22 protein-coding genes are annotated in these 26,497 nt (G+C 62.8%); 8 read left to right on the forward strand and 14 right to left on the reverse strand.

Annotation, left to right across the window (positions count from 1 at the left end; translation table 11 throughout):
• Positions 1-2 precede the first annotated feature (2 nt).
• Together HU738_RS16605 and HU738_RS16610 are read right to left on the reverse strand one after the other, a co-directional pair.
• On the reverse strand, positions 3-161 hold the full coding sequence (locus HU738_RS16605; RefSeq protein WP_009681539.1) for a YqaE/Pmp3 family membrane protein: 159 nt from the start codon (positions 159-161) through the stop codon (positions 3-5).
• Positions 162-299: 138 nt separating this feature from the next.
• Positions 300-1,577 carry an aspartate aminotransferase family protein gene (locus HU738_RS16610; RefSeq protein WP_186602895.1) on the reverse strand — a complete coding sequence of 426 codons (1,278 nt, stop codon included), beginning with the start codon at positions 1,575-1,577 and terminating at the stop codon, positions 300-302.
• Positions 1,578-1,789: 212 nt separating this feature from the next.
• Here HU738_RS16610 and HU738_RS16615 point away from each other — a divergent pair, with 212 nt between their 5' ends.
• Positions 1,790-2,713 carry a LysR family transcriptional regulator gene (locus HU738_RS16615; protein WP_186602894.1) on the forward strand — a complete coding sequence of 308 codons (924 nt, stop codon included), beginning with the start codon at positions 1,790-1,792 and terminating at the stop codon, positions 2,711-2,713.
• Between the two features lie 246 nt (positions 2,714-2,959).
• On the opposite strand, the gene HU738_RS16620 is transcribed toward HU738_RS16615, so the two are convergent.
• The 10 genes from HU738_RS16620 to bioB all read right to left on the reverse strand — a co-directional run bounded on the left by HU738_RS16620 (position 2,960) and on the right by bioB (position 16,017).
• Complete coding sequence (locus HU738_RS16620; protein ID WP_186602893.1) at positions 2,960-4,738, reverse strand: acyl-CoA dehydrogenase C-terminal domain-containing protein; 1,779 nt, start codon at positions 4,736-4,738, stop codon at positions 2,960-2,962.
• A 144-nt stretch (positions 4,739-4,882) separates the two neighbouring features.
• Positions 4,883-6,166 (reverse strand): GGDEF domain-containing protein, encoded by a 1,284-nt coding sequence (locus HU738_RS16625; protein ID WP_176506057.1) that lies wholly within the window; start codon positions 6,164-6,166, stop codon positions 4,883-4,885.
• 203 nt (positions 6,167-6,369) lie between these two features.
• On the reverse strand, positions 6,370-8,454 hold the full coding sequence (locus tag HU738_RS16630; protein WP_437182032.1) for a cytochrome-c peroxidase: 2,085 nt from the start codon (positions 8,452-8,454) through the stop codon (positions 6,370-6,372).
• 580 nt (positions 8,455-9,034) lie between these two features.
• A complete protein-coding gene (locus HU738_RS16635; protein WP_176506055.1) occupies positions 9,035-10,840 on the reverse strand; it encodes a phenylacyl-CoA dehydrogenase in 1,806 nt (601 codons plus the stop codon).
• Between the two features lie 297 nt (positions 10,841-11,137).
• Positions 11,138-11,434, reverse strand: a complete 297-nt coding sequence (locus HU738_RS16640; protein ID WP_054885247.1) for a hypothetical protein — start codon at positions 11,432-11,434, stop codon at positions 11,138-11,140.
• Positions 11,435-11,558: 124 nt separating this feature from the next.
• The gene (bioD, locus tag HU738_RS16645; protein ID WP_186602891.1) at positions 11,559-12,239 is read right to left on the reverse strand and encodes a dethiobiotin synthase; all 681 of its coding nucleotides are present in this window, start codon (positions 12,237-12,239) and stop codon (positions 11,559-11,561) included.
• A 10-nt stretch (positions 12,240-12,249) separates the two neighbouring features.
• A complete protein-coding gene (gene bioC / locus HU738_RS16650) occupies positions 12,250-13,068 on the reverse strand; it encodes a malonyl-ACP O-methyltransferase BioC (protein WP_186602890.1) in 819 nt (272 codons plus the stop codon).
• The gene (locus HU738_RS16655) at positions 13,061-13,792 is read right to left on the reverse strand and encodes an alpha/beta fold hydrolase (RefSeq protein WP_186602889.1); all 732 of its coding nucleotides are present in this window, start codon (positions 13,790-13,792) and stop codon (positions 13,061-13,063) included. The genes bioC and HU738_RS16655 overlap by 8 nt, the downstream gene beginning before the upstream one ends.
• A complete protein-coding gene (gene bioF / locus HU738_RS16660; protein ID WP_186602928.1) occupies positions 13,785-14,957 on the reverse strand; it encodes an 8-amino-7-oxononanoate synthase in 1,173 nt (390 codons plus the stop codon). Before bioF ends, HU738_RS16655 begins: the two co-directional genes overlap by 8 nt.
• Before the next feature lies 1 nt (position 14,958).
• Entirely contained in the window at positions 14,959-16,017 is a 1,059-nt protein-coding gene (gene bioB, locus HU738_RS16665) for a biotin synthase BioB (protein WP_054885252.1), read from the reverse strand.
• Between the two features lie 89 nt (positions 16,018-16,106).
• Here bioB and HU738_RS16670 point away from each other — a divergent pair, with 89 nt between their 5' ends.
• The 4 genes from HU738_RS16670 (at position 16,107) to rarD (ending at position 19,709) form a co-directional block, all read left to right on the forward strand.
• Positions 16,107-16,844: a ComFC family protein gene (locus HU738_RS16670; protein WP_186602888.1), complete on the forward strand. Its 738-nt coding sequence runs from the start codon at positions 16,107-16,109 to the stop codon at positions 16,842-16,844.
• 26 nt (positions 16,845-16,870) lie between these two features.
• Positions 16,871-17,635: a TOBE domain-containing protein gene (locus HU738_RS16675; RefSeq protein ID WP_186602887.1), complete on the forward strand. Its 765-nt coding sequence runs from the start codon at positions 16,871-16,873 to the stop codon at positions 17,633-17,635.
• Positions 17,636-17,791: 156 nt separating this feature from the next.
• Positions 17,792-18,766 carry a serine/threonine protein kinase gene (locus tag HU738_RS16680; protein ID WP_186602886.1) on the forward strand — a complete coding sequence of 325 codons (975 nt, stop codon included), beginning with the start codon at positions 17,792-17,794 and terminating at the stop codon, positions 18,764-18,766.
• Between the two features lie 55 nt (positions 18,767-18,821).
• Positions 18,822-19,709, forward strand: coding sequence for an EamA family transporter RarD (gene rarD, locus HU738_RS16685; RefSeq protein WP_176506794.1), 888 nt, complete (start codon positions 18,822-18,824; stop codon positions 19,707-19,709).
• Between the two features lie 216 nt (positions 19,710-19,925).
• Here rarD and HU738_RS16690 read toward each other — a convergent pair whose 3' ends face one another.
• Positions 19,926-20,444, reverse strand: a complete 519-nt coding sequence (locus HU738_RS16690) for a glycine cleavage system transcriptional repressor (RefSeq protein WP_176506795.1) — start codon at positions 20,442-20,444, stop codon at positions 19,926-19,928.
• A 452-nt stretch (positions 20,445-20,896) separates the two neighbouring features.
• On the opposite strand from HU738_RS16690, the gene HU738_RS16695 reads away from it, so the two are divergent.
• Positions 20,897-23,074 (forward strand): malate synthase G, encoded by a 2,178-nt coding sequence (locus tag HU738_RS16695; RefSeq protein WP_186602885.1) that lies wholly within the window; start codon positions 20,897-20,899, stop codon positions 23,072-23,074.
• A 43-nt stretch (positions 23,075-23,117) separates the two neighbouring features.
• Here the strand turns inward: HU738_RS16695 and HU738_RS16700 are convergent, their stop codons facing one another.
• Positions 23,118-23,561, reverse strand: a complete 444-nt coding sequence (locus HU738_RS16700) for a response regulator (RefSeq protein WP_225923480.1) — start codon at positions 23,559-23,561, stop codon at positions 23,118-23,120.
• 214 nt (positions 23,562-23,775) lie between these two features.
• On the opposite strand from HU738_RS16700, the gene HU738_RS16705 reads away from it, so the two are divergent.
• Together HU738_RS16705 and HU738_RS16710 are read left to right on the forward strand one after the other, a co-directional pair.
• A complete protein-coding gene (locus HU738_RS16705; protein WP_186602883.1) occupies positions 23,776-25,713 on the forward strand; it encodes a putative nucleotidyltransferase substrate binding domain-containing protein in 1,938 nt (645 codons plus the stop codon).
• Complete coding sequence (locus tag HU738_RS16710) at positions 25,710-26,420, forward strand: 3'-5' exonuclease (protein WP_186602882.1); 711 nt, start codon at positions 25,710-25,712, stop codon at positions 26,418-26,420. The genes HU738_RS16705 and HU738_RS16710 overlap by 4 nt, the downstream gene beginning before the upstream one ends.
• Positions 26,421-26,497 lie beyond the last annotated feature (77 nt).

The following is a 26,497-nucleotide window of genomic DNA, read 5'->3' on the forward strand; positions in this document are numbered from 1 at the left end:
ACTCAGCGCTTGGCGATGATATACACCGCATGCACGATGCCCGGGATGTAGCCCAGCAGGGTCAGCAGTATGTTCAGCCAGAACGCTCCGCCAAACCCCACCTGCAGAAACACACCCAGCGGCGGCAGGATAATGGCGATGATGATGCGAATGAAGTCCATGCGGGTCTCTCCTCAAGGGGTTACATCACAGACTAGCTACGCATCGCAGAGGTTCCACAGGCAAAAAAACGCCCCGGGCCAAATGAAACAGGCACGGGGCGATGCGCAGAAACGCCAGACGGTTCGTTGAGTTCTTGATCAGGCCGGCATTTCGCGGCGGGCCTGTAGTTGCGCATGCAGGCGGGTAAAGGCTCGGGCCAGGCGCAGGAGCATTTCATCGATATTGCCCTTGCTGACGGTCAACGCTGGCGAGAAACGCACCACATCCGCCTGTGGGGCATTCAGCAGCAAGCCCTCGTGCAAGGCTGCCTCGACCAGTTCCCTGGCGAAGCTTTCCTGCAAATGCAACGCCCACAGCAGGCCCTGGCCACGCACTTCGCCCTGGCCATAGCGGCCAGCCAGGCGGCTCAGGCCGTCGCGCAAATGGCGGCCGCTGTCTTGCACCTGCTCGAAGAAGCCAGGTTCCAGCACGGTTTCCAGCACGGCCAGGCCGGCGGCGCTCATCAGTGAGTTGCCGTGATGGCTACCCTCCAGTTCGCCCGGCTCGGCGCAGCAGGCGGTCCCGCGGGCCAGCAAGGCCGCCAGCGGCACGCCGCCACCCAAGCCCTTGCCCAGCGTGATGATGTCGGCACGCACGCCGTAGATCTGTTCTGCCAGTAACGTCCCGCAGCGGCCGATACCCGTTTGCACTTCGTCGAGAATCAGCAGAATGCCCAGTTCCCGGCAGAGCTTTTCCACGCCTTGCAGGTACTCGCGCGTAGCCGGAATCACCCCCGCCTCGCCCTGGATCGGCTCGAGCATGATCGCCACGGTGCGCGAATCGACCTCGGCATGCAGCGCCGCCAGGTCGTTGAACGGCACCTTGCTGAACCCCGGCAGGCCCGGTTCGCAGCGGTTGCACGGCAGTGGGTCGGAAGCTGACAGCGCACCCAGGCTACGGCCATGGCAAGCCTGACTGGCGGTGATGATGTGGTAGGCGCCATTACGGTTCAGCTGGCCCCACTTGCGCGCCAGCTTGATCGCTCCCTCACAGGCCTCGGCGCCGCTGTTGAGCAGGTAGGCCTGGTCGCTGCCAGTGCTCTGGCACAAGCGGTTGACCAGCGCCAACAGGCCACGGCTGTGGTAACCCGCACCGGGGTTGATCAGCGCCTGGGCCTGGTTGCCCAAGGCTTTGACCAGCGCCGTCGGGCTGTGCCCAAGGCTGTTGACGGCACCGCCCTGGGTAAAGTCCAGGTAGGCATGCCCTTCGTTGTCCCACAACCAGGAACCCTGACCACGCACGAACACTTGCGCGGCCCGCTCGGTGCTGGGCATCAGACGCTCACGCGACAACTGCGGCGCATCCGCCACAATCGCCGGCGCACGCTTGGGCTCGGCAACTGCGGGAGCCGAACGGCGCAGGTTGAACAGGTTCATCGGGGCTCCAACCAGTCACGGAAAAAGGCAGCCAGGGATCCGGTCTTGTTGCCGACGCTGGATAATTTTGCCTTGCCTATCAAAAGTGTTTTTCAAACTCGGTAACAATGCGCTCAGCGATCGCTGTAAGCCATTGGAATACGGCGATAGACTAGGCTTCAGCGGCGCTTGCGGCCATTTCGTTTTCTCAGCTTTTTCGATAAGTGATACTTATGGATTTTCGCCAACTGCGTTATTTCGTCGCGGTGTATGAAGAGGGCCATGTCGGCCGCGCCGCCGAACGCCTGTCGCTGTCGCAACCGGCCCTGTCACAGCAGATTCGCCAGCTTGAGCACAGCCTCGACCTCAGCCTGTTCGAACGCAGCAACAAACGCCTGCTGCCGACCCTGGCCGCACACACCCTGTACAACCAAGCCCTGCCGCTACTGGATGGCCTGCAGCGGGCCCATGAGGCCATGCGCAACTTCAAGGGCCAGTCCTTGCGCACCTTGGCCATCGGTGTGCTGCAGACCGTGCGGCCAAGCCTGGTGCCACAGCTGCTGGAGCGCGTGCGCAAGGCACAGCCGCATCTCGTGGTGCAAATCTATGAGCTGTCGGGGCTGGAGATCGAACGGCGGCTGCTCAATGGCAACCTCGACATTGGCATCAGCTACCTGCCACCGCGCCAGCCAGGGTTGCACGGCTCGCTGCTGTACGAAGATGAGTTGCAGGTGGTCATCCCGGACACCCACCCGTTGAAGGACTTCAAGAAAGTCTCGATCAAGCAGGCCGCCGAACTGCCCATGCTGATGCTCGGAGAGGAATTCCAGATCCGCCAGATCTGGAAGGAACAACTGGCCGCACAGGGCCGCCGACCGCAGGTGCAAGCCGAAATGAACAACATGGCCGGGATTCTCGACAGCCTGGCGCACACCTCGCTGGCGACCATTCTGCCAGGGCGGGCCAAGGATGCTGCCGAAGATGATCAGGGCTTGCTATGGAAACCGCTGAGCGAGCCACGCGTGCCGCTCAAGGTCGGCTTGGTGTTTCGCGATGCCCAGCGCCAGCAGGCCTCGGTGGAGCTGCTGCGCACGCTGCTGGAAGAAGAGACCGATGCCCGACAGCTGGGCGCCCCGCCGCTGGATGTGCTTGGCTGAAAACCTGCGGACGAAGAAAACCCCGCCGAAGCGGGGTTCTCTAGACTGTTTCCCTGTGACATCCCTATCGCCCCGCCATCCTGGCAGGAAATCCTTCGTTGTCCCTGTTCTGTCCTTTGCGCTTCCTGCGCAACGTCCATGTAGAAAGATTAACCGTGGATCCAATCTGGCACCAGTGGCGAAAAGTCACCACGTAATGTAGGAAAAGGCTTACAAGAAGTAGTCTTTTGCAAACACTTCACCCCGTCAGAACTGCTCGGCATCCAGCAGGTACAACGACTCGCTGCCTGCCTTCACCGAAGCCACCAGCGAGCTCACCCGCGGCAGCAGCCGTGCGAAGTAGAACCGCGCCGTGCCCAGCTTGGCCGAATAGAACGCCTCATCGCCCTCAGCCGCCTTGGCCGCCCGGGCCATCAGTGCCCACATGTAGGCATAGGCCACGTAACCAAAGGCATGCAGGTACTCGACCGACGCGGCACCGATCTCATTCGGGTTGCCCTTGGCCTGATCCAGCACCCATTCGGTCAGCCCATCGAGCTGATCCAGGCAGGCACCCAGCGGCTTGGTAAACTCGCCCAGCTGGCCATCCGCGCTGGCAATGAACTGGCGAATCTCGTCAGAGAACAGCCTGTAGTAGGCCCCACCGCTGGCCACCACCTTGCGCCCCATCAGGTCCAGTGCCTGGATACCATTGGTGCCTTCGTAAATCTGGGTGATACGCACATCGCGCACCAGTTGTTCCTGGCCCCACTCGCGGATGTAGCCATGGCCACCGAATACCTGCTGGCCATGCACCGTGCACTCGAGGCCGAGGTCGGTGAGGAAGGCCTTGGCCACCGGGGTCAGCAGCGCCACCAGCTCTTCGCTGCGTTTGCGCGTTGCCGGGTCTTGGCTGTACTTGGCGCTGTCGAGCTGCATCGCCACGTAGGTGGAGAAGGCACGACCGCCCTCGATCAGCGCCTTCATGGTCAGCAGCATGCGCCGCACATCGGGGTGGACGATAATCGGGTCGGCGGCCTTGTCCTTGGCTTGCGGCCCGGTCGGGGCGCGGCTCTGCAGGCGATCACGGGCGTATTCAACGGCGTTCTGGTAGGAGCGCTCGGCCGATGCCAGGCCTTGGATACCTACGCCCAGGCGTTCGTAGTTCATCATGGTGAACATCGCCGCCAAGCCCTTGTTCGGCTCGCCGACAAGGTAGCCGACCGCCTCGTCGAAGTTCATCACGCAGGTCGCCGACGCCTGGATACCCATCTTGTGCTCGATCGAGCCGCAGGTGGCCGGGTTGCGCGCGCCGAGGCTGCCGTCTTCGTTGACCAGGAACTTCGGCACCAGGAACAGCGAGATGCCTTTGGGCCCCGCAGGTGCATCCGGCAGCTTGGCCAGCACCAGGTGGATGATGTTCTCGGTCAGGTCATGCTCGCCGCCGGTGATGAAGATCTTGGTGCCGCTGATCTTGTAGCTGCCGTCGGCCTGGGGCTCGGCCTTGGTGCGGATGATGCCCAGGTCGGTACCGGCATGCGGTTCGGTCAGGCACATGGAGCCGGCCCAGACACCCGCATACATGTTAGGCAGGTACTTTTGCTTCAGCGCCTCACTGGCGTGGGCATTGATCGACAGGCAGGCGCCGGCGGTCAGCATCGGGTACAGGCCGAATGCCAGGCTCGAGGCGTTGACCATTTCCTCGACCTGGGCCGAGATCGCCTTGGGCATGCCCATGCCACCGAACTGCGGGTCACCGCCCACGCCCACCCAACCGCCTTCGGCGTAGGTGTTGTAAGCCTCGATGAAGCCGGCTGGCGTACGCACGGCACCGTTGTCCCAGTGGCAGCCTTCTTCGTCGGCGGCCCGGCTGAGGGGGGCGATGCTCTTGCTGGTGACCTTGCCGGCTTCTTCCAGCACAGCCATGGCGGTGTCCGCGTCGACCGCCTCGGCCAGTTCGGGCAACTGCGCCCACAACTCGGCCACATTGAAGACTTCATTCAGTACGAAGCGCATGTCGCGCAGGGGCGCTTTATAGTCAGCCATGACAACCTCTCGCTGGTCGGGTCAGGGCGGCCACACGGACCGCGGCACGGGGTTCGTAAAAAACAACCCCGGGGTTGAATCCAGTGTAACCGAACAACTTTTGCGAGACATAGGGTCATCACGCGACCGCACGGTCTATTTCGGTCACGCCATCCGCACGGCGCCACGCTGGGATTGTTGACCATAGACCATGACACAGTTACGTCCCGCCCCCTTGGCACTGTAGAGCGCCTGGTCGGCGGACTTGAGCACCTCTTCCGGGTTGCGATGATCGACCAAGCGTTCGGCGACACCGATGCTGATGGTCACCGAAACCGTGCCGCCCGCGCTGCCACTGCGGCGCTGACGCCCGGTGGAATCGTCCTGCGGGCGGCTGTTCTGGTCACGCAGGTGCATGGTGTAGTTGGCAATCATCTCGCGCACTGCTTCGACGTGCGGCACGCACTCCTCTGCCGTCTTGCCGGCGAACACCAGGGCAAATTCTTCGCCCCCGTAGCGATAGGCGCGGCCCCCACCGGTCACCTTGGACAACCGGCTGGCGACCAGCCGCAGCACTTGGTCACCGACATCGTGGCCGTGGGTATCGTTGAATTTCTTGAAGTGGTCGACGTCGGTCATCGCGATCACGTAGTTGCGACCCAGGCGTTGCATGCGCTCGTTCAGCGCACGGCGCCCCGGCAACCCGGTAAGTTCGTCACGGAAGGCCATCTGGTAGGCCTCGTGCGATACCGCAGCGGCAATCATGAGCATCACCTGGCTGCACATGATGTTCAGGGTAAACGGAAGGATGAAGGTCTTGGGCAGCATCCAGAAAATACCGACCAGGCCGATCAGCTGTGCCGCATGCAACGGCCGGGGCTCGCGCAGGTATTGCACGACCAGCAGGACGAACACCACCAGGAATACCGGGTAGACCATCTGGATCAGGCTCATCCACTGGCCATGCAGCGAGGGCCAGCGGATCTCCGCCAACCACGCCAGCAGCGCCTGCGGGAAGCTCTGCTCCAAGGCCACGGCCACGCTGCCAACGGCGAACAGCACGGCGAAGCGGGCCAACAGGTCCTGGGCCAGGTGAGTGCGTTCCTGCCAGGCGCCGAACAGGCCGTACAGGGCAGGCAGCAACAGGCACACCAGGTGGAAGATCACGGCTGCGTCCTCGCGCACGCGGCCATTGTCACGGTAGAAATCGGTCTGCGTGTCGAGCAGGAAATAAGCGATGTACACCGTCACCATCAGGAACAGTTCACGCTGGCGGCGATACACGGCGCAGTAGGCGCCCCCCAGCAGCAGGACCAAGGTGGGAAGAACATTGAACAGGGATGTGAAGAAGACACTGAGGTCTCTTACATAAGCCGCCGCGAGCCCAGCCAGCAGCAAAAACAGCGAAGGCAGGAAATGGCTCGCGCGAACAGCGTTTAGACGAAACAAGGGCAATCTCCGACCCGGCAGATCAATAATAGCATTGTGCCTCTAGTTCATCGGCAGCACACGTGAATAGATGAATACACCGGTGGGTTAACGGCAGCGAGGGTGGAGCGCTTGAGGTTTTCTTGTAACGGGATCTTTACCGGTTGCTGAAAAAAAGCATCACTGGCCTCCAGCGGACGCCAGTGATGCAAAGGGGAACAGCGTTACAGGTCGTTGTTGAAGGGCAGCAACGGCCCCTGCGCAGTGGAGCGACCTGCGGCACCGACGGCATTGAGCTGGAACTCGGCGTCTTGTGCTTGCCGAGAGGTGATCTGTGGACTGGCCGGTTTTTGCCCGACCGAGTTTTCATCGCCCTTCTCACCCTGCGGCAGCACTAGGGACGGATGATCGAACGGCGCCCGCTCCCAAGCCACGCGCGGATCGGTCAGGCCGACTTCCATGAACTTGACCAGTGCATCCACCTCATCCGCCGTCAGGTTCAGCGGGGTCATGTCCGGATCAAGGTTGGAGCCGTTGTGCTGGTTGACTGCCGGGTGCTCGAAGCCGCTGGTGTTGCTGGCGTCTTCGCCGCGCCGGTCGCCGCCGCGGTTGTAGAACTCCATGACCTGCTGCAGCGTTGCCCGGCTGCCGTTGTGGAAGTACGGCCCGGTCAAGGCGATGTTGCGCAGGGTCGGGGTCTTGAAGGCGCCATCGACCGCGTCGCGGAAACCGACACTGGGCTTGAGCGTCGGGTCGCAGGGGACTGCTGCGCTCAGTGGCACTTCGAAGGTGCACACATCGACCTCCAGTGGGTCGGGAACATTCCCGCCTTGCAGTTGGCTGTTGTACTCACGGGTGAAGGACAAAGGATTACCCCAGGCGTCCGAGCCCCCCAATGCCAGGTCCTCGGAAGTGGGGCGCACACCGGTGTTGTAGAACCCATTGTCATAGAGTGTGGTCAGGCCGTCAGCCATGACCATGCGCTCGACGCGCTCATGCGGCTGGAACAGCAGCCTGCTGCCCGCGTTGGTCAACTCCGCCCCACCATGGCAGCTGACGCACTTGCCCTTGCCCAGGAACAGGTTCATGCCTTGCACCTGCTGGGCATTCATGGCGGTGTGGTCGCCCTGCAGGTAGGCATCCAGTGGCGCCTGGTCAGAGATCAGCGTGGATTCGTACATCTGGATCGCCAGCCCGAAGAACAGCGGGAAGTTCGCCTCCATCTGGGTATAGGGCTCGCTGCCCAGCAGGACCGGCTGCGTGGCGTTCCACAGGCGAGGCTGGAAGGCGTTCTTGATCAGTTCGCGATAGGTTGGCCGACGGGCACTGGAGACGGGGCCGAGTACCGAGTCGGTGGGCGAAATCTTTTGCCCCTTGAGCATCATGGTGTCGAGCATCCGCCGGCCAATGTCGGCGAAAGTACGCCCACCACAAGACATTTCCACCGCGCTGCCGGGAGGCCCGACGGCTTGCGAAGCGGCCGAGGCATCCTTGAGAGCCAGGCGTACCTTGACCGCCGCGCCACTGGCATCCTTGGTCACGAAGATCCCGGCGTCAGGGTCGCGGTTACCGAACGGCGAGAAGCCGTTGAAGACGTTGTTGGCCCGGCCATCCCAGAAGTTGCGCACGTTGAATGCCGCGTTGATCACCGACGGTGCATTGCGCCCGGTGGCGCGCCGCACGTTGATGCCACCCACCTGGAAAATGCCATCCGGCTGCTGGGTGCACTTGTCGAAGCGCGACTGGCGGGGTTTGACAAAGTTGGCGTCGAACACACCTTGCGAGCCGATGACGTCATCGCTCGAATAGACAATCGCCGAGTTGCGGTCCAGAGGATTGGCCAGTACGTGGGTCGGGAAGTCACCCTTTTTCAACGTGTAGTTCGGGCCGCCCTTGCCACCGGAGCGGGTGGTGTAACTCGGCACGTCACCCGGAATGTCGCCTGCCGTGAACGGCTTGTTGAAGATCGACGCGACGTTGGCATTGGTATTGGCCTGGCCGGGGTTGATCTGGTTGGTGACCCGGTGATCGACACCGGCGTGGTAGTGGCATGAAGCGCAGGCGGTGGCGCCGTCACTGCCGATCGCCATGTCCCAGAACAGCGCCTTGCCCAACAGCACCACCGCCCCGCGATTGATCACGTAATCGGACATCAGGTCGACTTTGCGGCCACCTTCGGTACCGGAGGGATCCGGCGGCGTCATGCCCCGCAGTGACTGCAGGCTGGGCACATCCGGGACGACCGGAACGGTCCCGGCCGGGTCCGCAGCCCGAACGCTGGTCAAAGGAAGGCTGGCGGCGAATGTCATCGCTATCGCACAGGCCAGGCGGGGGACTCGCACGTTAATCAGATAGTCGACCATGATGGACTTCCCGACGGCTCAGGTTTTTCAGGCTGTTGGTTCGCGCAACGAAGTGCGCTTAATGCCACCATAGCTGTAACAAAGTATTTCGACACGAAACATTCAATGGTTTTTTAGACCAGTTTATTTTGTCGGCAATACCAAGAAATACTGAAATTCAAACTTCCTCAGTTCTGGTGTAAAACAGCCCCAATAGTGGGTAGCATTCCCCAAACCATATTCACGAACCGTTCACAGAAATGACGAAAGCCCCGGCACACAAGGGACCGGACGCTGGAAAGGCGACCAGACAGCATCTGGCAATGTATTTGCTACTTGTAGTGAACAGGGGATGAAATTAAAGAATGGGCCGAATTCGACCCAACCATAATTCACAGAACAATAAGCCTGCGCCTGTCGAAAAGTTGCGCTGCGCCAGCGATTGCAATTTGGAAGTGTAAGAACAGCCCGGACACGTGAAGATAAAAATAAAACAAAAAAACGCCGCTCGGCAGGAGCGGCGTTTTCTTCAGTAACTCAACCGGGTTTAGTAACCCAGAGAGAAGTCTTCTTCCTTCATGTCCATCAGGTTGTTGGCGCCCGACAGCATGCTGGCGACGTGAGTACGGGTACGCGGCAGGATGCGCTGGAAGTAGAAGCGCGCAGTCTGCAGCTTGGCAGTGTAGAAGGCTTCTTCGCTGGTGCCGGCAGCCAGTTTTTCCGCCGCCAGGCGAGCGATGTCTGCCCAGAAGTAGGCCAGGCACGCGTAACCGGAGTACATCAGGTAATCCACCGACGCGGCGCCGACTTCCTCGCGGTCCTTCATCGCGGCCATGCCCACTTTCATGGTCAGCTCGCCCCACTCCTTGTTCAGCGCAGCCAATGGCTCGACGAACTCCTTGACCGCGTCATTACCCTCCTGCGCCTGGCAGAACTTGTGCACGATCTTGGTGAAGCCCTTGAGCGCTTCGCCCTGGGTCATCAGCACCTTGCGGCCCAGCAGGTCAAGGGCCTGGATACCGGTGGTGCCCTCGTACAGCATGGAGATGCGGCTGTCGCGCACGTTCTGCTCCATGCCCCACTCGGCGATGAAGCCGTGGCCGCCGTAGATCTGCACGCCATGGTTGGCGGCCTCGAAGCCGACTTCGGTCATGAACGCCTTGGCGATCGGGGTCAGGAAGGCCAGCAGGGCATCGGCCTTCTTGCGCTCTTCCTCGTCCTGGCTGTACTTGACGATGTCCACCTGCTTGGCAGTGAAGTACACCATCGCACGGTTACCTTCAGCGAAGGCCTTCATGGTCAGCAGCATGCGACGCACGTCGGGGTGGACGATGATCGGGTCAGCGGCCTTGTCCGGCGCTTTCGGGCCGGTCAGGGAGCGCATCTGCAGGCGCTCACGGGCGTATTTCAGGCCACCCTGGAACGCCACTTCGGCATGCGCCAGGCCTTGCAGCGCGGTACCCAGGCGTGCGGTGTTCATGAAGGTGAACATGCAGTTCAGGCCTTTGTTGGCCGGGCCGATCAGGTAGCCAGTGGCACCGTCGAAGTTCATCACGCAGGTAGCGTTGCCGTGGATACCCATCTTGTGTTCGATCGAGCCACAGCTCACGCCGTTGCGCTCACCCACGCCGCCTTCGGCGTTGGGCAGGAACTTCGGCACGATGAACAGCGAAATGCCTTTGGTACCCGCCGGCGCATCTGGCAGACGAGCCAGCACGATGTGGACGATGTTGTCGGCCATGTCGTGTTCACCGGCCGAAATGAAGATCTTGGTGCCGGAGACCTTGTAGCTGCCATCAGCCTGTGGCTCAGCCTTGGTGCGCAGCATGCCCAGGTCGGTACCGCAGTGTGGCTCGGTCAGGCACATGGTGCCGGTCCACTCGCCGGACACCAGCTTGGTCAGGTAGGTGTGCTGCTGCTCAGCGGTGCCGTGGGCGGAGATGGTGTTCATCGCGCCGTGGGACAGGCCTGGATACATGCCCCAGGACCAGTTCGAACCCCCGACCATTTCGCTCAGGGCCAGGCCCAGCGACTCCGGCAGCCCCTGGCCACCGTGCTCGACGTCATGCGCCAGGCTCGGCCAGCCACCTTCGACGAACTGCTGGTAGGCTTCCTTGAAACCGGTCGGCGTCTTCACGCCCGACTCGCTCCAGGTACAGCCTTCCTGATCACCGATACGGTTCAGTGGCGACAGCACCTGCTCACAGAACTTCGCGCCTTCTTCCAGGATCGCGTTGACCATGTCAGGCGTTGCGTCCTGGCAACCCGGCAGGCTCTGATAGTGCGCCTCGTAGCCGAGCAGCTCGTCGCGGACGAAACGAATATCACGCAAGGGGGCTTTGTAATCAGGCATTGCGATGAACCTCTGTGATGAGTTCGGTAGGGGACCGCTGATACCGACCAGCTCTTGGCGGCTTTGGGTCAAACAGTTGTTTGAAACTTACGTTTAGGACAGCCCGATGTCAAGAAGGGACTATGGTGCCATTTACGCCGCGAAAGATGGCGTTTATGCCATCGCCTGAAATCTCAGGCAGAAACGACTGTGGGAGCGGGTTTACCCGCGAAAGGGCCAGCCGGGACAACAGGGGTGTCCGGACAGGCGCATTCGCGGGTAAACCCGCTCCCACAGGGTTTTGCAGGGAAGCTGAAATCAGGCGTAGGTATCGATGAACCGCCCGAGCATTTCGTCGGAAGCCTTGGCCACCTTTGCACCTAGTTCGACCTCGGTCTTGCCCAGGGCCAATTGCACGGTGCTGGTTGCCAGGTCCATTTGCTGGCTGCGGTCGACCCCACGCAGGCGCTCGGCCTGAAAGTCGCTGGACTGGCTGGTGGCGGCACGCTCGACCGAGGCATTGGCGATCTCGCCGGCGGCCTGATCGACCCGGTTCTGGCCGTTGTAGATGGCATTGAGGCCCGCGTAATACGCGGTGCTGCCGGTGATTTCCATGTCAGAACTCCAATGACGCTGGATATGAACAAGGGCAATTAAAGCAGGCCAGGCGCGAAAAGGCCCGTTTAAATCCCTAATGGCTCAGTGCCACTTGATAGGCCAAGGGCATATCCGGCCACATTCAATCCAGCAAGTCGAGCTGCAAATGCTCTGCCACCGCATCCGCAGTAGCCTGCTTGAGCTTCGGCACCCGCCCCAGGCACGGGGCAGGTAGTCGCTCCGCCAGGCTGGCGAGGTTTTCTTCCAGCCGCGAGGTCCGCGGTTCGATGATATTCGCCACCCAGCCTGCCAGTTGCAGCCCGTCGCGGGCAATTGCCTCGGCACTGAGCAGCGCGTGGTTAATGCAGCCCAGGCGCACCCCAACCACCAGAATCACCGGCAGTTTCAGGGCAATCGCCAGGTCAGAGAGGTTGGCATGGTTGGACAATGGCACGCGCCAGCCGCCTGCACCTTCGATCAAAGTGAAGTCTGCGCCCTGCCCCAGCACATGGCGCATGGCCTTTGCCAGCACAGTGACTTCCAACGCGACATTCGCTTCCCGGGCCGCCACATGCGGGGCAATGGCCGGCTCGAAGGCAAACGGGTTGACCTCCTCGTAGGCAAGCTTGATCGAGCTTTCGTCGATCAACGCCTGGGCGTCACTGTTGCGCAGGCCTTTGGGCGTCATCGAGCAACCCGAAGCCACCGGCTTCGCGCCCAAGGTGCTCAACCCCTGCAAGCGGGCCGCATGCAGCAGCCCGGCGGCGATGGTGGTCTTGCCGACATCGGTGTCGGTCCCGGCAATGAAATAGGCCTGGCTCATGCTGCTCCTCTCATGCCTGTGGCTTGCGCAACACACCATAGACCACCTGATAGGTGGCGGGCAGCCCCTGAGGCTGGCGAAACGCTTCGTAAGCCTGCAACAGGCCTTGCATACGCGCACGGCCGGTCAGGCCGGAAGGCCGCCCGGGGTTGAGGTTGTGCGCACCGAGCGCCTTGAGTTCATGGGTCAGGCTGCGCACATCGGGGTAGTGCAGCACATGGGCCTGGCGCCGCAAGCTGACCTCGGTGAGGCCACTGGCTGCACACAGGCGCTGGTAGTCTTCAAACCTTCTGAAGCGATTGACATGCACCATGCCATCCACGGCCTGCCAGCTGGCGCGCAACTCATCGAGCGTGCCGACGCACAGGCTGCTGAATGCCAGCACCCCGCCCGGGCGCAATACTCGCCGTGCCTCATCCAGCACACTGGCGAACTGACCGCACCACTGTACCGCGAGGCTGGTGAACACCAGGTCGACACAGGCGTCACGCAGCGGCAGGCGCTCGGCATCGCCAGCCACATGGTAATGCGCCCCGCCCGGTTCGCCACGCGCGTGGCACAACATGCCTTCGGCTATATCCACAGCTACGCCGCTGGCCTGGGCAAAACGCTCGCCCAGTACCCGGCTGAAATGCCCCGTGCCACTGCCAAGGTCCAGCCAGCGCGTCGGTGCCACGTCCTCCGGCAACTGCTCCAGCAGGCTCATGCCCACCGCACGCTGCAGGGCCGCAACACTGTCGTAGCTGGCTGCCGCCCGGGAGAACGAGGCGGCCACCTGGCGTTTGTCCGGCAACGCGCCGGGCAGGGTTGGACGGGAAAGGTCAGTCATCGCCACTCTCATGCAGGAAACTCTTGATGCCCGCCGCCAGCTCCTGTGGATACTCCAGCAGGAAGGCGTGGGAACTGTCTTCGACCAGGCCGACTTCCACATCGGGCAGCAGCTCGCTCAGCGCTTTGGCCACCTCGGCCGGCACCAGCGCATCGCTGCCGGCGAACAGGTGCAATTGCGGGCCGCCATAGGCCTGCAGGGCCTCACGGGTATCGAGTTTGGCCAACACTTCAAGGCCGGTGGCCAGGTACAGCGGATCGGTGTCCGGCACACCGATACCCAATTGGCGCAGCAGCGTGCGAGGTTGCAAGGCACCGTCGCTGCACAGGGTGCGGAAACGCTTGAGGGTCACCGACGTGTGGCTGCGGCAACCATCGAGAAAGGTGCCGAAGGTATCCTCGGCCATGCCATGGGGCCAATCAGCGCGGGCCACGAAACTGGGGTTGCTGCCCAACGTCAGCAGGCCGCAGCAGTGGTCGCCACGCTTGCGCGCCAGTTCGCTGGCGAGCATGCCGCCGAGCGACCAGCCACCCAGCCAGGTGTCGCTGGGCACCTTGCGATCAAGGTAGTCCACCCAGGCTTGCACGTCGGCATCAGGCAGTTCCGGCAGGGGCATCAATTCGACCTGCAGGCGTGCGTCCTGGGCCCGCAGGCTGGCGGCGAGCGGCTCGAGGGCAGCAGTGCCCAGCCCCCAACCGGGAAAAAGGATCAAACGGTTACGCATCGGCGGCCTCCAGCTGTGGATAACACTCGGCCAATGCATTCAACAATAGCTGCACCTGCGCCTCGCTGTGCGCCGCGCTCAGGGTGACCCGCAGGCGGGCACTGCCAGCAGGCACCGTTGGCGGGCGAATGGCGGTCACCAGCAGGCCGCGGTCACGCAGCATGCGCGACAGCTTGAGGGCCTGGGCACTGTCGCCGATCAAGATCGGCTGGATCGGCGTCGGGCTGTCCATCAGTTGCAGGCCAATTTGCGAAGCTCCCTGGCGGAACTGGCGGATCAGCGCAGCCAGGTGCTCGCGGCGCCAGGTTTCACGGCGCAGCAGTTCCAGGCTCTTGAGCGTGGCGCAGGCCAGCGCTGGCGGCTGACTGGTGGTGTAGATGTAGGGCCGGGCGAACTGCACCAAGGCTTCGATCAGCTCTTCACTGCCTGCGATGAAAGCGCCAGCCGTGCCGCAGGCCTTGCCCAGCGTGCCGATCAGCACAGGTACGTCATCGATGCCTAAACCGAAGTGCTCGACGATTCCGCCGCCCTGCTCACCCAGCGTACCCAGGCCATGGGCATCGTCGACCATCAGCCAGGCGCCGCGGGCGCGGGCCACAGTGGCCAGGGCCGGCAGATCGGCGAGGTCGCCATCCATGCTGAAAACACCGTCGGTGACCACCAACGTGTTTCCAGTTGCCTTGTCCAGGCGGTTGGCCAGGCTGGCAGCGTCGTTGTGCAGGTAGCGGCTGAACCGGGCGCCACTGAGCAATCCACCGTCGAGCAGCGACGCGTGGTTCAGGCGGTCCTGCAATACGCTGTCGCCCTGCCCCACCAGCGCGGTGATGGCGCCCAGGTTGGCCATGTAGCCCGTAGAAAACAGCAGCGCCCGTGGGCGACCGGTCAGTTCGGCCAGCGCCTCTTCGACAGCATGGTGCGGCGAACTATGGCCGATCACCAGGTGCGAGGCGCCACCGCCGACACCCCAGCGCTCGGCGCCCGCTTGCCAGGCGGCGATCACTTCAGGGTGGTTGGCCAGCCCCAGGTAGTCATTGCTGCAGAAGGCCAGCAGGCGTTGGCCATCGACCACCACTTCCGGCCCCTGCGGGCTTTCCAGCAATGGCCGCTGCCGATACAGGTCTGCGGCACGCCGTTCGGCCAGGCGCGCCGCCAGGTCGAAAGCCATCTCAGGCAGACGCGGCGTCGTAGAACAGCTCACTGCTGCGTTGCTCGACCAAGGCCTGTTCGATGGCCGCCTGGTGCACTTCGTCGGCATGCTCTTCGCGGGCTTCAGGCTGGATACCCAGGCGAGCGAACAGCTGCATGTCTTTGTCGGCCTGTGGGTTGGCGGTGGTCAGCAGTTTCTCGCCGTAGAAGATCGAGTTGGCGCCCGCCATGAAGGCCAGGGCCTGCATCTGCTCGTTCATCTGCTCGCGGCCGGCGGACAGGCGCACGTGGGACTTCGGCATGAGAATCCGAGCCACTGCCAGCATGCGGATGAAGTCGAACGGGTCTACATCCTCTTCATCGGCCAGCGGGGTACCGGCGACCTTGACCAGCATGTTGATCGGCACCGATTCCGGGTGCTCGGGCAGGTTGGCCAGCTGGATCAGCAGGCCGGCGCGGTCGTCCAGCGACTCGCCCATACCGAGGATGCCGCCAGAGCAGATCTTCATCCCGGCATCGCGCACGTAGGCCAGGGTCTGCAGGCGCTCGCTGTAGGTACGGGTAGTGATGATGCTGCCGTAGAACTCAGGCGAGGTGTCGAGGTTGTGGTTGTAGTAGTCCAGGCCGGCCTGGGCCAGGGCCAGGGTCTGATCCTGGTCGAGCTTGCCGAGGGTCATGCAGGTTTCCAGGCCCATGGCCTTCACGCCTTTGACCATCTCCAGCACGTAGGGCATGTCCTTGGCCGACGGGTGCTTCCAGGCCGCGCCCATGCAGAAGCGGGTGGAGCCGATGGCTTTGGCGCGAGCCGCTTCCTCGAGCACCTTCTGCACTTCCATCAGCTTTTGTTTTTCCAGCCCGGTGTTGTAGTGGCCGGACTGCGGACAATATTTGCAATCCTCCGGACAGGCACCGGTCTTGATCGACAGCAGCGTCGAAACCTGTACGCGGTTGGGGTCGAAATGCGCGCGGTGCACGGTCTGCGCCTGGAACAGCAGGTCATTGAAAGGCTGCTGGAACAGTGCCTTGACTTCAGGCAGGGACCAATCGTGACGTGTTGTTGCAGTTGTGCTGGCGCTCATCGGCGTTTCCTTGTTTAGGCTGTAACTGGCGCCGAGGTACAAGTGCCCGCCAGCGCATCACGGATAGCTCGCATACTCATGGATGGCCTATGAACTGTCAACCTTGGTTAAAAGCACTGGTTTACAACTGTACAAATATTAATCATATCTGTTTGCTATGCGGCGAACTTGCCGAACAGCATTACCCGTTGTGCGCCGCCTGCGAGCAGGAACTGCCCTGGCTCGATGAGTATTGCCTGCGCTGTGCCCTGCCATTGCCGATGGCCGGCCTGATCTGCGCCCAGTGCAGTCGCCGCCCGCCAGCTTTTCAGCAGGTCATAGCGCCCTGGCACTATGGGTTCCCACTGGACACGCTGATCAGCCGCTTCAAGCACAACAGCCAATGGCCGCTGGGGCGCCTGATGGCCGAACTGCTGGGCCTCCACATGCACCATCGCTATCAGGAAGGCCTGCCCAGGCCAGACCTGTTGTTGCCTGTACCGCTGGCCCGGCGCCGGCTGCGCGAGCGCGGCTTCAACCAGGCCGGCATGCTCGGGCGCTGGCTGTCCAGGGCACTGGCGATCGAATGTGATGAACGTCTGTTGCTGCGCACGCGTGAAACACCGGCACAGCAGAGCCTGGACGCCCGTGCTCGCCGGCGTAATTTGCGCCAGGCGTTCGCGCTGTGCAGCGAGGCAGCAATCAAGGGCCGCCACGTTGCCGTGATCGATGATGTGATGACCACCGGAGCCACCGCGCAGGCCATTGCGCAGCTGTTGCACCTGGCAGGTGCGCGCAGGATCGATGTGTATTGCCTGGCACGCACGGCAAAACCGGGGCAAGCTTGACGGGTCATCACCCGATAGGCCGCCCCATGTCCCTGCCCGCCCTCCTCACCCAGCATATTGCACGCCGTCCGCAGCGCATCAGCCTGCTCCAGCACATTGCCGAACAAGGCTCGATCACCCGCGCGGCCAAGGCTGCCGGCATCAGCTACAAGGCTGCCTGGGATGCGATCGATGAACTCAACAACCTGGCCAGCAAGCCCTTGGTCGAGCGCAGCACGGGCGGGCGTGGCGGTGGCGGCGCAAGGCTGTCCATGGAAGGCGAGCGGGTGCTGCGCCTGTATCAGAAGGTGCAGGCACTGCAGGCACAGATTCTCGACGCAGCGGAAGAGTCCAGCGACCTGGATCTGCTCGGGCGCCTGATGTTGCGCACCAGTGCACGCAACCAGCTGCAGGGTCAGGTCAGCGGTTTGCGCAGGGAGGGCCGGCATGATCGGGTCAGCCTGGCATTGGGCGGCGGGCTGGAGATCGATGCACTGATTACCCCTGACAGCACGGCGCGGCTGGAGCTGACATTGGGGACCACGGTGGTGGCGCTGCTCAAGGCCGGGTGGGTGCAGTTGCTGGCAGCAGGGGATGAGGCGGATGCGGGTAGCAATGTGCTGAACGCCACCGTCGAAGCGGTGCTGGCGGATGCGCAGGGGGACAGCGAGGTGCGGTTGGCGCTGGGCAATGGGCAGACGTTGTGTGCCTTTGCCGAAGCGGATTGGCTGGCCGAGCAGTCGGTCAGTGAAGGATGCCAGGTACGCGTACAGTTTCATCCTTCCCATGTGTTGCTTGGGGTACCGGTTTAACCTGCGCCGGCCTCTTCGCAGGTACTGCATCCTGTTCAAGTGTTGTACACATCCTGTGGGATCGGGTTTACCCGCGAAAGGGCCAGTACCGGCAACATCTGGGCAGGCCTTGGAATGGGTTACCATGCCAGCATGCCGCCCACCCCCGGAGCCACCATGTCCCACCCCTTCGACACCCTCACCCCCGACCTGGTCCTGGACGCCGTGGAAAGCCTGGGCTTTCTCAGCGATGCCAGGGTCCTGGCGCTGAACAGCTATGAGAATCGCGTCTATCAGGTGGGCATCGAGGATTCGCAACCGTTGATCGCCAAGTTCTACCGCCCCGGGCGCTGGAGCGATGCGGCGATTCTCGAAGAGCACCAGTTCACCGCCGAACTGGCCGCCTGCGAAGTGCCCGTGGTCGCGCCGTTGCAACACCACGGCCAGACCCTGTTCGAGCACAAGGGCTTCCGCTTCACGCTGTTCCCGCGCCGAGGCGGCCATGCACCGGAACCCGGCAACCTCGACCAGCTCTACCGCCTCGGCCAGTTGCTTGGCCGCCTGCACGCGGTAGGGGCTGCGCGCCCGTTCGCACACCGCGAAGCGCTGGCTGTGGACAACTTCGGCCATGCCTCGCTGAACACCCTGCTCGACGGTGGTTTTGTCCCCAGGGACTTGCTGCCGGCTTTCGAGTCCGTGGCCCGGGATCTGCTCAAGCGGGTCGAGGATGTCTTTGCCCGCACCCCGCATCAGGTCATCCGCCTGCATGGCGACCTGCACCCCGGCAACCTGATGCACCGCGATGAGGTGTATCACGTGGTCGACCTGGACGACTGCCGCATGGGCCCCGCGGTGCAGGACCTGTGGATGATGCTCGCCGGCAGCCGTGAGGAACGCCTTGGGCAGTTGGCCGAACTGATCGACGGCTACAACGAGTTCCACGATTTCGACCCGCGCGAACTGGCCCTCATCGAACCGCTGCGTGCCCTGCGCCAGCTGTATTACAGCGCCTGGCTGGCGCGGCGCTGGGACGACCCGGCGTTCCCGCCGAGCTTTCCGTGGTTCGGCCAGCCGCGTTACTGGGGGGACCAGATCCTCGCCTTGCGCGAGCAATTGGCGGCACTGGATGAACAACCGCTGAAATTGTTCTAGAAGCGCGCGCGCCTCTGTCTACAATAGGCGTCGCTTTACTGAGCAAGGACTCTCCATGCACGCTGCAAACCCGCGCCGCGGGTACCTCCTGGGCCTAGGTGCCTACATCATCTGGGGCTTGTTCCCGCTGTACTTCAAAGCTATCCAGAGCGTTCCGGCGGTGGAGATCATCGTCCACCGGGTGCTCTGGTCGGCCCTGTTCGGTTCATTGCTGCTGCTGGTGTGGAAGCACCCCGGCTGGTGGCGCGAGCTGCGTGATAACCCGCGCCGGCTGGCCATCCTGGCCCTGAGCGGGACATTGATCGCCGCCAACTGGCTGACCTATGTCTGGTCGGTGAACAACGGTCGCATGCTCGAAGCCAGCCTGGGTTACTACATCAACCCCTTGATCAATGTGCTGCTGGGCATGCTGCTGCTCGGCGAGCGCCTGCGCCGCCTGCAATGGCTGGCGGTGGCCATGGCGGCGGTGGGCGTAGCGCAGCAGGTCTGGCAAGTCGGCAGCCTGCCATGGGTGTCGCTGGCGCTGGCGCTGAGCTTTGGCTTCTACGGCCTGATTCGCAAACAGGCACCGGTGGCGGCGCTGCCCGGCCTGGTAGTGGAAACCTGGATGCTGGTACCGCTGGCACTGGGCTGGTTGCTGTTGCATCCGACAGCGATGAGCGCACAAGCTGACTTTTACGCCAGCAGCGAGGCGCTGTGGCTGATGGCGGCAGGGCCGGTGACGCTGGTGCCGCTGGTGTGCTTCAACGCGGCAGCGCGGCATTTGCCCTATACCACCCTGGGCTTTCTCCAGTACCTGGCGCCGACCTTGGTGCTGCTGCAAGCGGTGCTGCTGTTCGATGAGCAGCTGTCGTCGAGCAGCTTGCTAGCGTTCATCTTCATCTGGGCGGGGTTGGCGGTGTACAGCGTCGACGCCTGGCTGAACCTGCGCAAGCGCGCCTGATCAAAAAACGATCAAAATTGTGCAGGCCACGCCGCTCGTGGCCTGCAGCAACATCTCCAAAGGTTATCCACACCCTCGTCCCCGCGCTTTGTGCACAAGCGGCTGATTTATGTACGTTTTTTGATCAAACCTCGGAAAGCCTTGCCGTTCCTGGGCTGGAGAGCTGCGCCCCCAGCTTATCCACAGGGCCGTCCCCGTGAAATCGGGATAACCCGATCACTCTTCCGGCCGTAACTTCAACTCCACCATCAGGTCGTCCGCCAGGCTCTCCAGCTTCTGTTGCAGCTCATCCAGCGACAGGGTCAACGGCAGCGCCAACAGCGCGTCGGCATGGAACAACGGCTCACTGCTCATCGGCGCTGGCCGCACTTCAGTGGTGAAGCGCTCCAGGTTCACCCCCTGGTCCGCCAGCAGGCGGGTGATATCGCGCACGATGCCCGGGCGGTCATTGCCTACCAGTTCCATGGCGATCGGTTTCCAGGTACATGACGGTTCGATGCCGCTCTCGGCAATGAGCACGCGAATGTCGTATTGACCCAGCGCCTGCAACGACTTCACCAGTTCGTCGTAGTTTTCCGCCGGTACCGCCACCCGCAGGATCCCGGCGAACTGCCCGGCCATCCGCGACATGCGGCTCTCCAGCCAGTTGCCGTTATGGTCGGCGATGCACTGGGCAATGCGCTCGACCTGGCCGGCCTTGTCCGGGGCAATCACGGTCAGTACAAGATGATCCACAGGCCCTTCCTCGGTGTCGGGCCGCCCCAAGGCGGCGTAAATACGGGGGATCGACTCAGTATAGGCAAGGCGCGGCAACCTGCCGCAGGGCAATCGGCATGACAAATCGTGTACTGTTTCAAGATTTATCTGGAACAATCCACCCGTTTTTTGCGAACATACGTTCTCCCAGCGTGACCATACGCGACCAACCGGTCGCATAACGGCGCTTTTAGTCTGATTTTGCCTCGTCTACTGCTTCATGTAGTATCCCGTGGCGCGGACTACAAAACGTCGTTTGGATGTCTGCCAAGGCGCCTGTGAAAATACGCACACTGTCTGCCAGCCCGTCTGGCAGGCCGCACCCAGCCGCGCTCGTGCCATCCGACGAGGGCAAGCACTGGAACGTGTTTAGAGAAGCGCTACAGGCTTAATACAGAAGAGCGAAATAGCTGAGCAGAGTGAGGCAAGCAATGACTGGATACGTTCAAGTCGGTGGCCTTCAGGTCGCCAAGGTCCTGTACGACTTCGTCAACAACGAAGCCATTCCGGGGACCGGCATCGTCGCCGAGCAGTTCTGGGCCGGTGCAGAGAAGATCATCAATGACCTCGCTCCAAAGAACAAAGCCCTGCTCGCCAAGCGCGACGAGCTGCAAGCCAAGATCGACGCCTGGCACCAGGCACGCCAAGGCCAGGCGCACGACGCCGTAGCCTACAAAGCATTCCTCCAGGAAATCGGCTACCTGCTGCCACAAGCCGACGATTTCCAGGCCACCACCCAGAACGTGGACGAAGAGATCGCCCACATGGCCGGCCCACAGCTGGTCGTTCCGGTGATGAACGCCCGCTTCGCCCTGAACGCCGCCAACGCCCGTTGGGGTTCGCTGTACGATGCCCTGTACGGCACCGACGCCATCAGCGATGAAGGCGGCGCCGAGAAAGGCCAGGGTTACAACAAGCGCCGCGGCGACAAGGTCATTGCCTTCGCCCGCGCCTTCCTCGACGAAGCCGCGCCACTGGCTGCCGGTTCGCACGTCGACTCCACCGGCTACCGCATTGAAGGTGGCAAGCTGGTCGTCACCCTCAAAGGCGGCAGCAACAGCGGCCTGCGTGATGATGCCCAACTGATCGGCTTCCATGGCGACGCCAAGGCACCGACCGCTGTGCTGCTCAAGCACAACGGCCTGCACTTCGAAATCCAGGTCGACGCCAGTACGCCAGTCGGCAGCACCGATGCCGCCGGCGTCAAAGACATCCTGATGGAATCGGCACTGACCACCATCATGGACTGCGAAGACTCGGTCGCCGCCGTGGATGCCGACGACAAGGTCATCGTCTACCGCAACTGGCTGGGCCTGATGAAAGGCGACCTGGCCGAAAGCGTGAGCAAAGGTGGCAAGACCTTCACCCGCACCATGAACCCGGACCGCGAATACGCCGCGCCCAACGGCGGCAGCGTAACCCTGCACGGCCGTTCGCTGATGTTCGTGCGTAACGTCGGTCACCTGATGACCAACCCGGCGATCCTCGATGCCCAGGGCAACGAAATCCCTGAAGGCATCCAGGACGGCCTGTTCACCAACCTGATCGCCCTGCACAACCTCAACGGCAACACCAGCCGCAAGAACACCCGCACCGGCAGCGTGTACATCGTCAAGCCGAAGATGCACGGCCCGGAAGAAGTCGCCTTCGCCGCCGAGATCTTCAGCCGCGTCGAAGACCTGCTGGGCATGAAGCGCAACACCGTGAAGGTCGGCATCATGGACGAGGAACGCCGTACCACGGTCAACCTGAAGTCCTGCATCAAGGCGGCCGCCGAGCGCGTGGTGTTCATCAACACCGGCTTCCTCGACCGTACCGGTGACGAAATCCACACCTCGATGGAAGCCGGCGCAGTGGTGCGCAAGGGCGCCATGAAGAACGAGAAGTGGATCGGCGCCTACGAGAACAACAACGTCGACGTCGGCCTGGCCACTGGCCTGCAAGGCCGTGCGCAGATCGGCAAGGGCATGTGGGCCATGCCTGACCTGATGGCCGCCATGCTCGAGCAGAAGATCGCTCACCCACTGGCCGGCGCCAACACCGCCTGGGTACCGTCGCCAACCGCCGCCACCCTGCACGCCCTGCATTACCACAAGGTCGACGTGCAGGCCCGTCAGCGCGAGCTGGCTTCGCGCACCCCGGCTTCGGTCGACGACATCCTGACCATCCCGCTGGCGGCCGACACCAACTGGTCGGCTGAAGAGATCCGCAACGAGCTGGACAACAACGCCCAGGGCATCCTCGGCTATGTCGTGCGCTGGATCGACCAGGGTGTGGGTTGCTCGAAGGTTCCGGACATCAACGATGTCGGCCTGATGGAAGACCGCGCCACCCTGCGCATCTCGGCCCAGCTGCTGGCCAACTGGCTGCGCCATGGCGTGGTCAGCCAGGAGCAGGTGCTGGAAAGCCTCAAGCGCATGGCTGCAGTGGTCGACAAGCAGAACGCCGGTGACGCCCTGTACCGCCCGATGGCGCCGAATTTCGACGACAACATCGCGTTCCAGGCGGCGATCGAGCTGGTCATCGAAGGTGCCAGGCAGCCGAACGGCTACACCGAGCCAGTGCTGCACCGCCGCCGTCGCGAGTTCAAGGCGCGTAACGGGCTGTAAGTAACACCTGCGCCCGGGGCTGCTTGGCCGCCCCGGGCCAGTACTAGCCGATCTTCAGTTCTTTCTTCACCAACCCCAGCAGTTTCTCCAGATCCACCGGCTTCAGCAGAAAATCCACCACCCCCAGGTGCATCACGTCCACCGCCTCCTCCACATCGGTGTCGCCCGACACCACGATGATCGACAATGCTGCCCGTTCCGATTCGCGGATCTGCCGTATCAGGTCTAGGCCATTGCAGGGCTGCATCCGCAGGTCGGTGATCAACAGCGCAATGCGCGGCTCGTAATGCAGCTTGAACATCGCTTCCTCTACGCCGTCAGCGGTCATGCATTCGATACCCCGGCTTTTCAGGTACCACTTCAGCGCATCACTGTTGACCGGGTCGTCATCGACGATCAACACCACCGGGCTTTGCGCAAGGGGCGCACTGAGCACGGCCAGGGCCTCGCGTTCGGCGTCACTCAGAATGTCGTCATGCTCGGCCATGTTCATCTCGTCAAAAAAAAACCGCTCAAGGGTTATGACCACGAAAGCTACGTAACCCGGCTCACCTTTCGTCGGCGCTTTGACAGCCATGGTTCACTAGACTTACGTCCAATGGGCACCACCCCGCTGCCAGCCGACCATGGGAGCCGAGAACAACAAGGCCGGCACCTATATATAGATATATATAGTTCGGCGTAGCGATACGGTCAGTGTCATGAGCAAAAAGGACGCCTACAGTCAGGCGGGTAGAACGGCAGTACTACAGAACATCCAGGGTACCCTGCAGTTCCTGCAGCGTTTCCCGCCGTTCAACCAGATGGAGCAGAGCCACCTGGCCTTTCTGGTGGAACAATGCCAGTTGCGCTTCTATGCCAGCGGCGAAAGCATCATCAAACCCACGGATGGCCCCGTCGAGCACTTTTACATCGTCAAGCAAGGCCGTGTGGTCGGCGAGCGCCAGCACCTGGTCAAGCCCGGGGTGGAAACCACCTTCGAGATCACTGGCGGTGAATGCTTCCCGCTGGCGGCGCTGCTCGGCGAGCGTGCCACGCGCACCGAACACCTGGCGGGTGAAGACACCTTCTGCCTGCAGTTGAACAAGGCCGCGTTCATCCGCGTGTTCTCGATGTCGGATGTGTTTCGAGACTTTGCACTGCGCGGTGTCAGCAGCCTGCTCGACCAAGTCAACCAGCAGGTACGCCAACGTGCAGTGGAAACCCTCGGCACCCAGTACTCGCTGAATACCCCGCTGGGCGAACTGGCCATGCGACACCCGGTGGTCTGCGCACCGGATACACCGCTGCGCGAGGCGGTGCGGCTGATGCATGAACAGCAGGTGGGCAGCATCGTCGTGATCGACCCGCAGCGCTACCCGATCGGCATCTTCACCCTTCGCGACTTGCGCCAGGTGGTGGCCGCCGCCGATGCCGAGCTCGCTGCACCGATCGAACAGCACATGACAGCGAGGCCCTTTTACCTCAGCCCCCAGGCCAGCGCCTTCGATGCCGCCATGGCGATGACCGAACGGCACATCGCCCATGTCTGCCTGGTGGAAAACCAGCGGCTGTGTGGCGTGGTTTCCGAGCGTGACCTGTTTTCGTTGCAACGGGTCGACCTGGTGCACCTGGCGCGCACCATACGCCACGCGCCACGCCTTGATTCGCTGGTACAAATGCGTGGCGAGATCGGCCAACTGGTCGAGCGCATGCTCGCTCACGGCGCCTCCTCGACCCAGATCACCCAGATCATCACGCTGCTCAACGATCACACGGTATGCCGGGTGATCGAGCTGGCCATAGCCGAACGCGGCGACCCCGGCGTGCCGTTCAGCTGGCTGTGCTTCGGCAGCGAAGGGCGCCGCGAGCAGACCCTGCATACCGACCAGGACAATGGCATCCTCTTCGAGGCCGCCGACGACGCCCAAGCCGAGATCATTCGTGCACGCTTGCTGCCCTTGGCGCAGTACATCAACCAGTGCCTGGCCCAGTGCGGTTTCACCCTGTGCAAGGGCAACGTCATGGCCGGCAACCCCGAGTTGTGCCTGTCACGTGCCCAGTGGGCACGGCGCTTTGCCGGTTTTGTGCGCGAAGCCAGCCCAGAGAACCTGCTGGGTTCGAGCATCTACTTCGACCTGCGCGTGGTCTGGGGCGATGAACAGGGCTGTGAACAGCTGCGTCGGCAGCTGCTGGAGCAGGTGGCGGACAACCGCATCTTCCAGCGCATGCTGGCCGATAACGCGCTGCGCCAGCGTCCCCCCGTGGGCCGCCTGCGCGAATTCGTGCTGACCCGCCAGGGCAATGACAAGGCCGCCACACTAGACCTCAAGGTCCAGGGCCTGACCCCCTTCGTCGACGGTGCCCGGCTGCTGGCCCTGGCCAATGGCATTGCTGCTTGCAACACCCTCGAGCGCCTGCGTCAGCTGGTCGACAAAGGGGTCATCGAAGCGCTCGATGGCGCGGCTTATGAAGAGGCCTACCACTTCATCCAGCAAACCCGCATGCAGCAGCACCAGCGCCAGACCCGCGACAACCTGCCCTACTCCAACCGCCTCGATCCAGACAGCCTAAACCATCTGGACCGGCGCATCCTGCGCGAATCCCTGCGCCAGGCCCAGCGCCTGCAGAGCAGCCTGGCGCTGCGGTATCAGTTGTGAGCCTGTTCGCCTGGCTGCGCCCCGCGGCCCCACTGCTGGACGACGCCTTGCGCCAGCGCTTGGCCCGGCTGCCCAAGGCACGGCCGTTGGGGGTGTGCTCATTGCGCGAGCAGCGCTGGGTCGTGCTTGACCTGGAAACCAGTGGCCTGAACCCCCATCGCGACCTCGTGCTGTCGATCGGCGCGGTGGCCATCGAAGACGGGGCCATCGATTTCGCCCAGCAATTCGAACGCACCCTGCACCGCCCTGAGCAGAAAACCAACGCCAGCGTGCTGATCCACGGCCTCGGGCCGAGCGCCCTGGCGGCTGGCTGCGACCCGGCCGAGGCTTTGCTCGACCTGCTCGAGTTCGTGGGCGACAGCCCGGTGCTGGCGTTCCATGCGCCGTTCGACCAGCGCATGCTTGCCCGGGCCTTGAAAGAAAGCCTGGGCCACCGCTTGCAGGTGCCCTTTCTCGATGTGGCGGAACTGGCGCCGATGCTCAACCCCGACACCGTATTGCGCGAAGCCGGGCTGGACGACTGGGTGGCGCGCTTCGGCCTGCAGGTGGATGAGCGTCACCATGCCAGCGCCGATGCGCAAGTCACGGCTGAGCTGGCGTTGATCCTGTTCAGCCAGGCCCGGCGCCAGCAGCTCGACAGCCCGTTGCAACTCGAACAGCGGCTGGCCAGCTGGCGCCGGCGCAAAGCGCATCACCACGGTCTTTGATGATGGCAATCCGATAAGCGTCCATTGCACCCCACCCCCCGCCTCTGTAACAATCGCGAATAATTATCGTTAGTTAA

It is taken from the genome of Pseudomonas vlassakiae (assembly GCF_014269035.2).
Classification (GTDB): Bacteria; Pseudomonadota; Gammaproteobacteria; order Pseudomonadales; family Pseudomonadaceae; genus Aquipseudomonas; species Aquipseudomonas vlassakiae.

Coding starts and splice junctions, on each gene's coding strand:
- HU738_RS16605 (WP_009681539.1), bottom strand. CDS start 161: ATGGACTTCATTCGCATCATCATCGCCATTATCCTGCCGCCGCTGGGT.
- HU738_RS16610 (WP_186602895.1), bottom strand. CDS start 1,577: ATGAACCTGTTCAACCTGCGCCGTTCGGCTCCCGCAGTTGCCGAGCCC.
- HU738_RS16615 (WP_186602894.1), top strand. CDS start 1,790: ATGGATTTTCGCCAACTGCGTTATTTCGTCGCGGTGTATGAAGAGGGC.
- HU738_RS16620 (WP_186602893.1), bottom strand. CDS start 4,738: ATGGCTGACTATAAAGCGCCCCTGCGCGACATGCGCTTCGTACTGAAT.
- HU738_RS16630 (WP_437182032.1), bottom strand. CDS start 8,454: ATGACATTCGCCGCCAGCCTTCCTTTGACCAGCGTTCGGGCTGCGGAC.
- HU738_RS16635 (WP_176506055.1), bottom strand. CDS start 10,840: ATGCCTGATTACAAAGCCCCCTTGCGTGATATTCGTTTCGTCCGCGAC.
- HU738_RS16640 (WP_054885247.1), bottom strand. CDS start 11,434: ATGGAAATCACCGGCAGCACCGCGTATTACGCGGGCCTCAATGCCATC.
- bioD (WP_186602891.1), bottom strand. CDS start 12,239: ATGAGCCAGGCCTATTTCATTGCCGGGACCGACACCGATGTCGGCAAG.
- bioC (WP_186602890.1), bottom strand. CDS start 13,068: ATGACTGACCTTTCCCGTCCAACCCTGCCCGGCGCGTTGCCGGACAAA.
- HU738_RS16655 (WP_186602889.1), bottom strand. CDS start 13,792: ATGCGTAACCGTTTGATCCTTTTTCCCGGTTGGGGGCTGGGCACTGCT.
- bioF (WP_186602928.1), bottom strand. CDS start 14,957: ATGGCTTTCGACCTGGCGGCGCGCCTGGCCGAACGGCGTGCCGCAGAC.
- bioB (WP_054885252.1), bottom strand. CDS start 16,017: ATGAGCGCCAGCACAACTGCAACAACACGTCACGATTGGTCCCTGCCT.
- HU738_RS16670 (WP_186602888.1), top strand. CDS start 16,107: ATGAACTGTCAACCTTGGTTAAAAGCACTGGTTTACAACTGTACAAAT.
- HU738_RS16675 (WP_186602887.1), top strand. CDS start 16,871: ATGTCCCTGCCCGCCCTCCTCACCCAGCATATTGCACGCCGTCCGCAG.
- HU738_RS16680 (WP_186602886.1), top strand. CDS start 17,792: ATGTCCCACCCCTTCGACACCCTCACCCCCGACCTGGTCCTGGACGCC.
- rarD (WP_176506794.1), top strand. CDS start 18,822: ATGCACGCTGCAAACCCGCGCCGCGGGTACCTCCTGGGCCTAGGTGCC.
- HU738_RS16695 (WP_186602885.1), top strand. CDS start 20,897: ATGACTGGATACGTTCAAGTCGGTGGCCTTCAGGTCGCCAAGGTCCTG.
- HU738_RS16700 (WP_225923480.1), bottom strand. CDS start 23,561: ATGGCCGAGCATGACGACATTCTGAGTGACGCCGAACGCGAGGCCCTG.
- HU738_RS16705 (WP_186602883.1), top strand. CDS start 23,776: ATGAGCAAAAAGGACGCCTACAGTCAGGCGGGTAGAACGGCAGTACTA.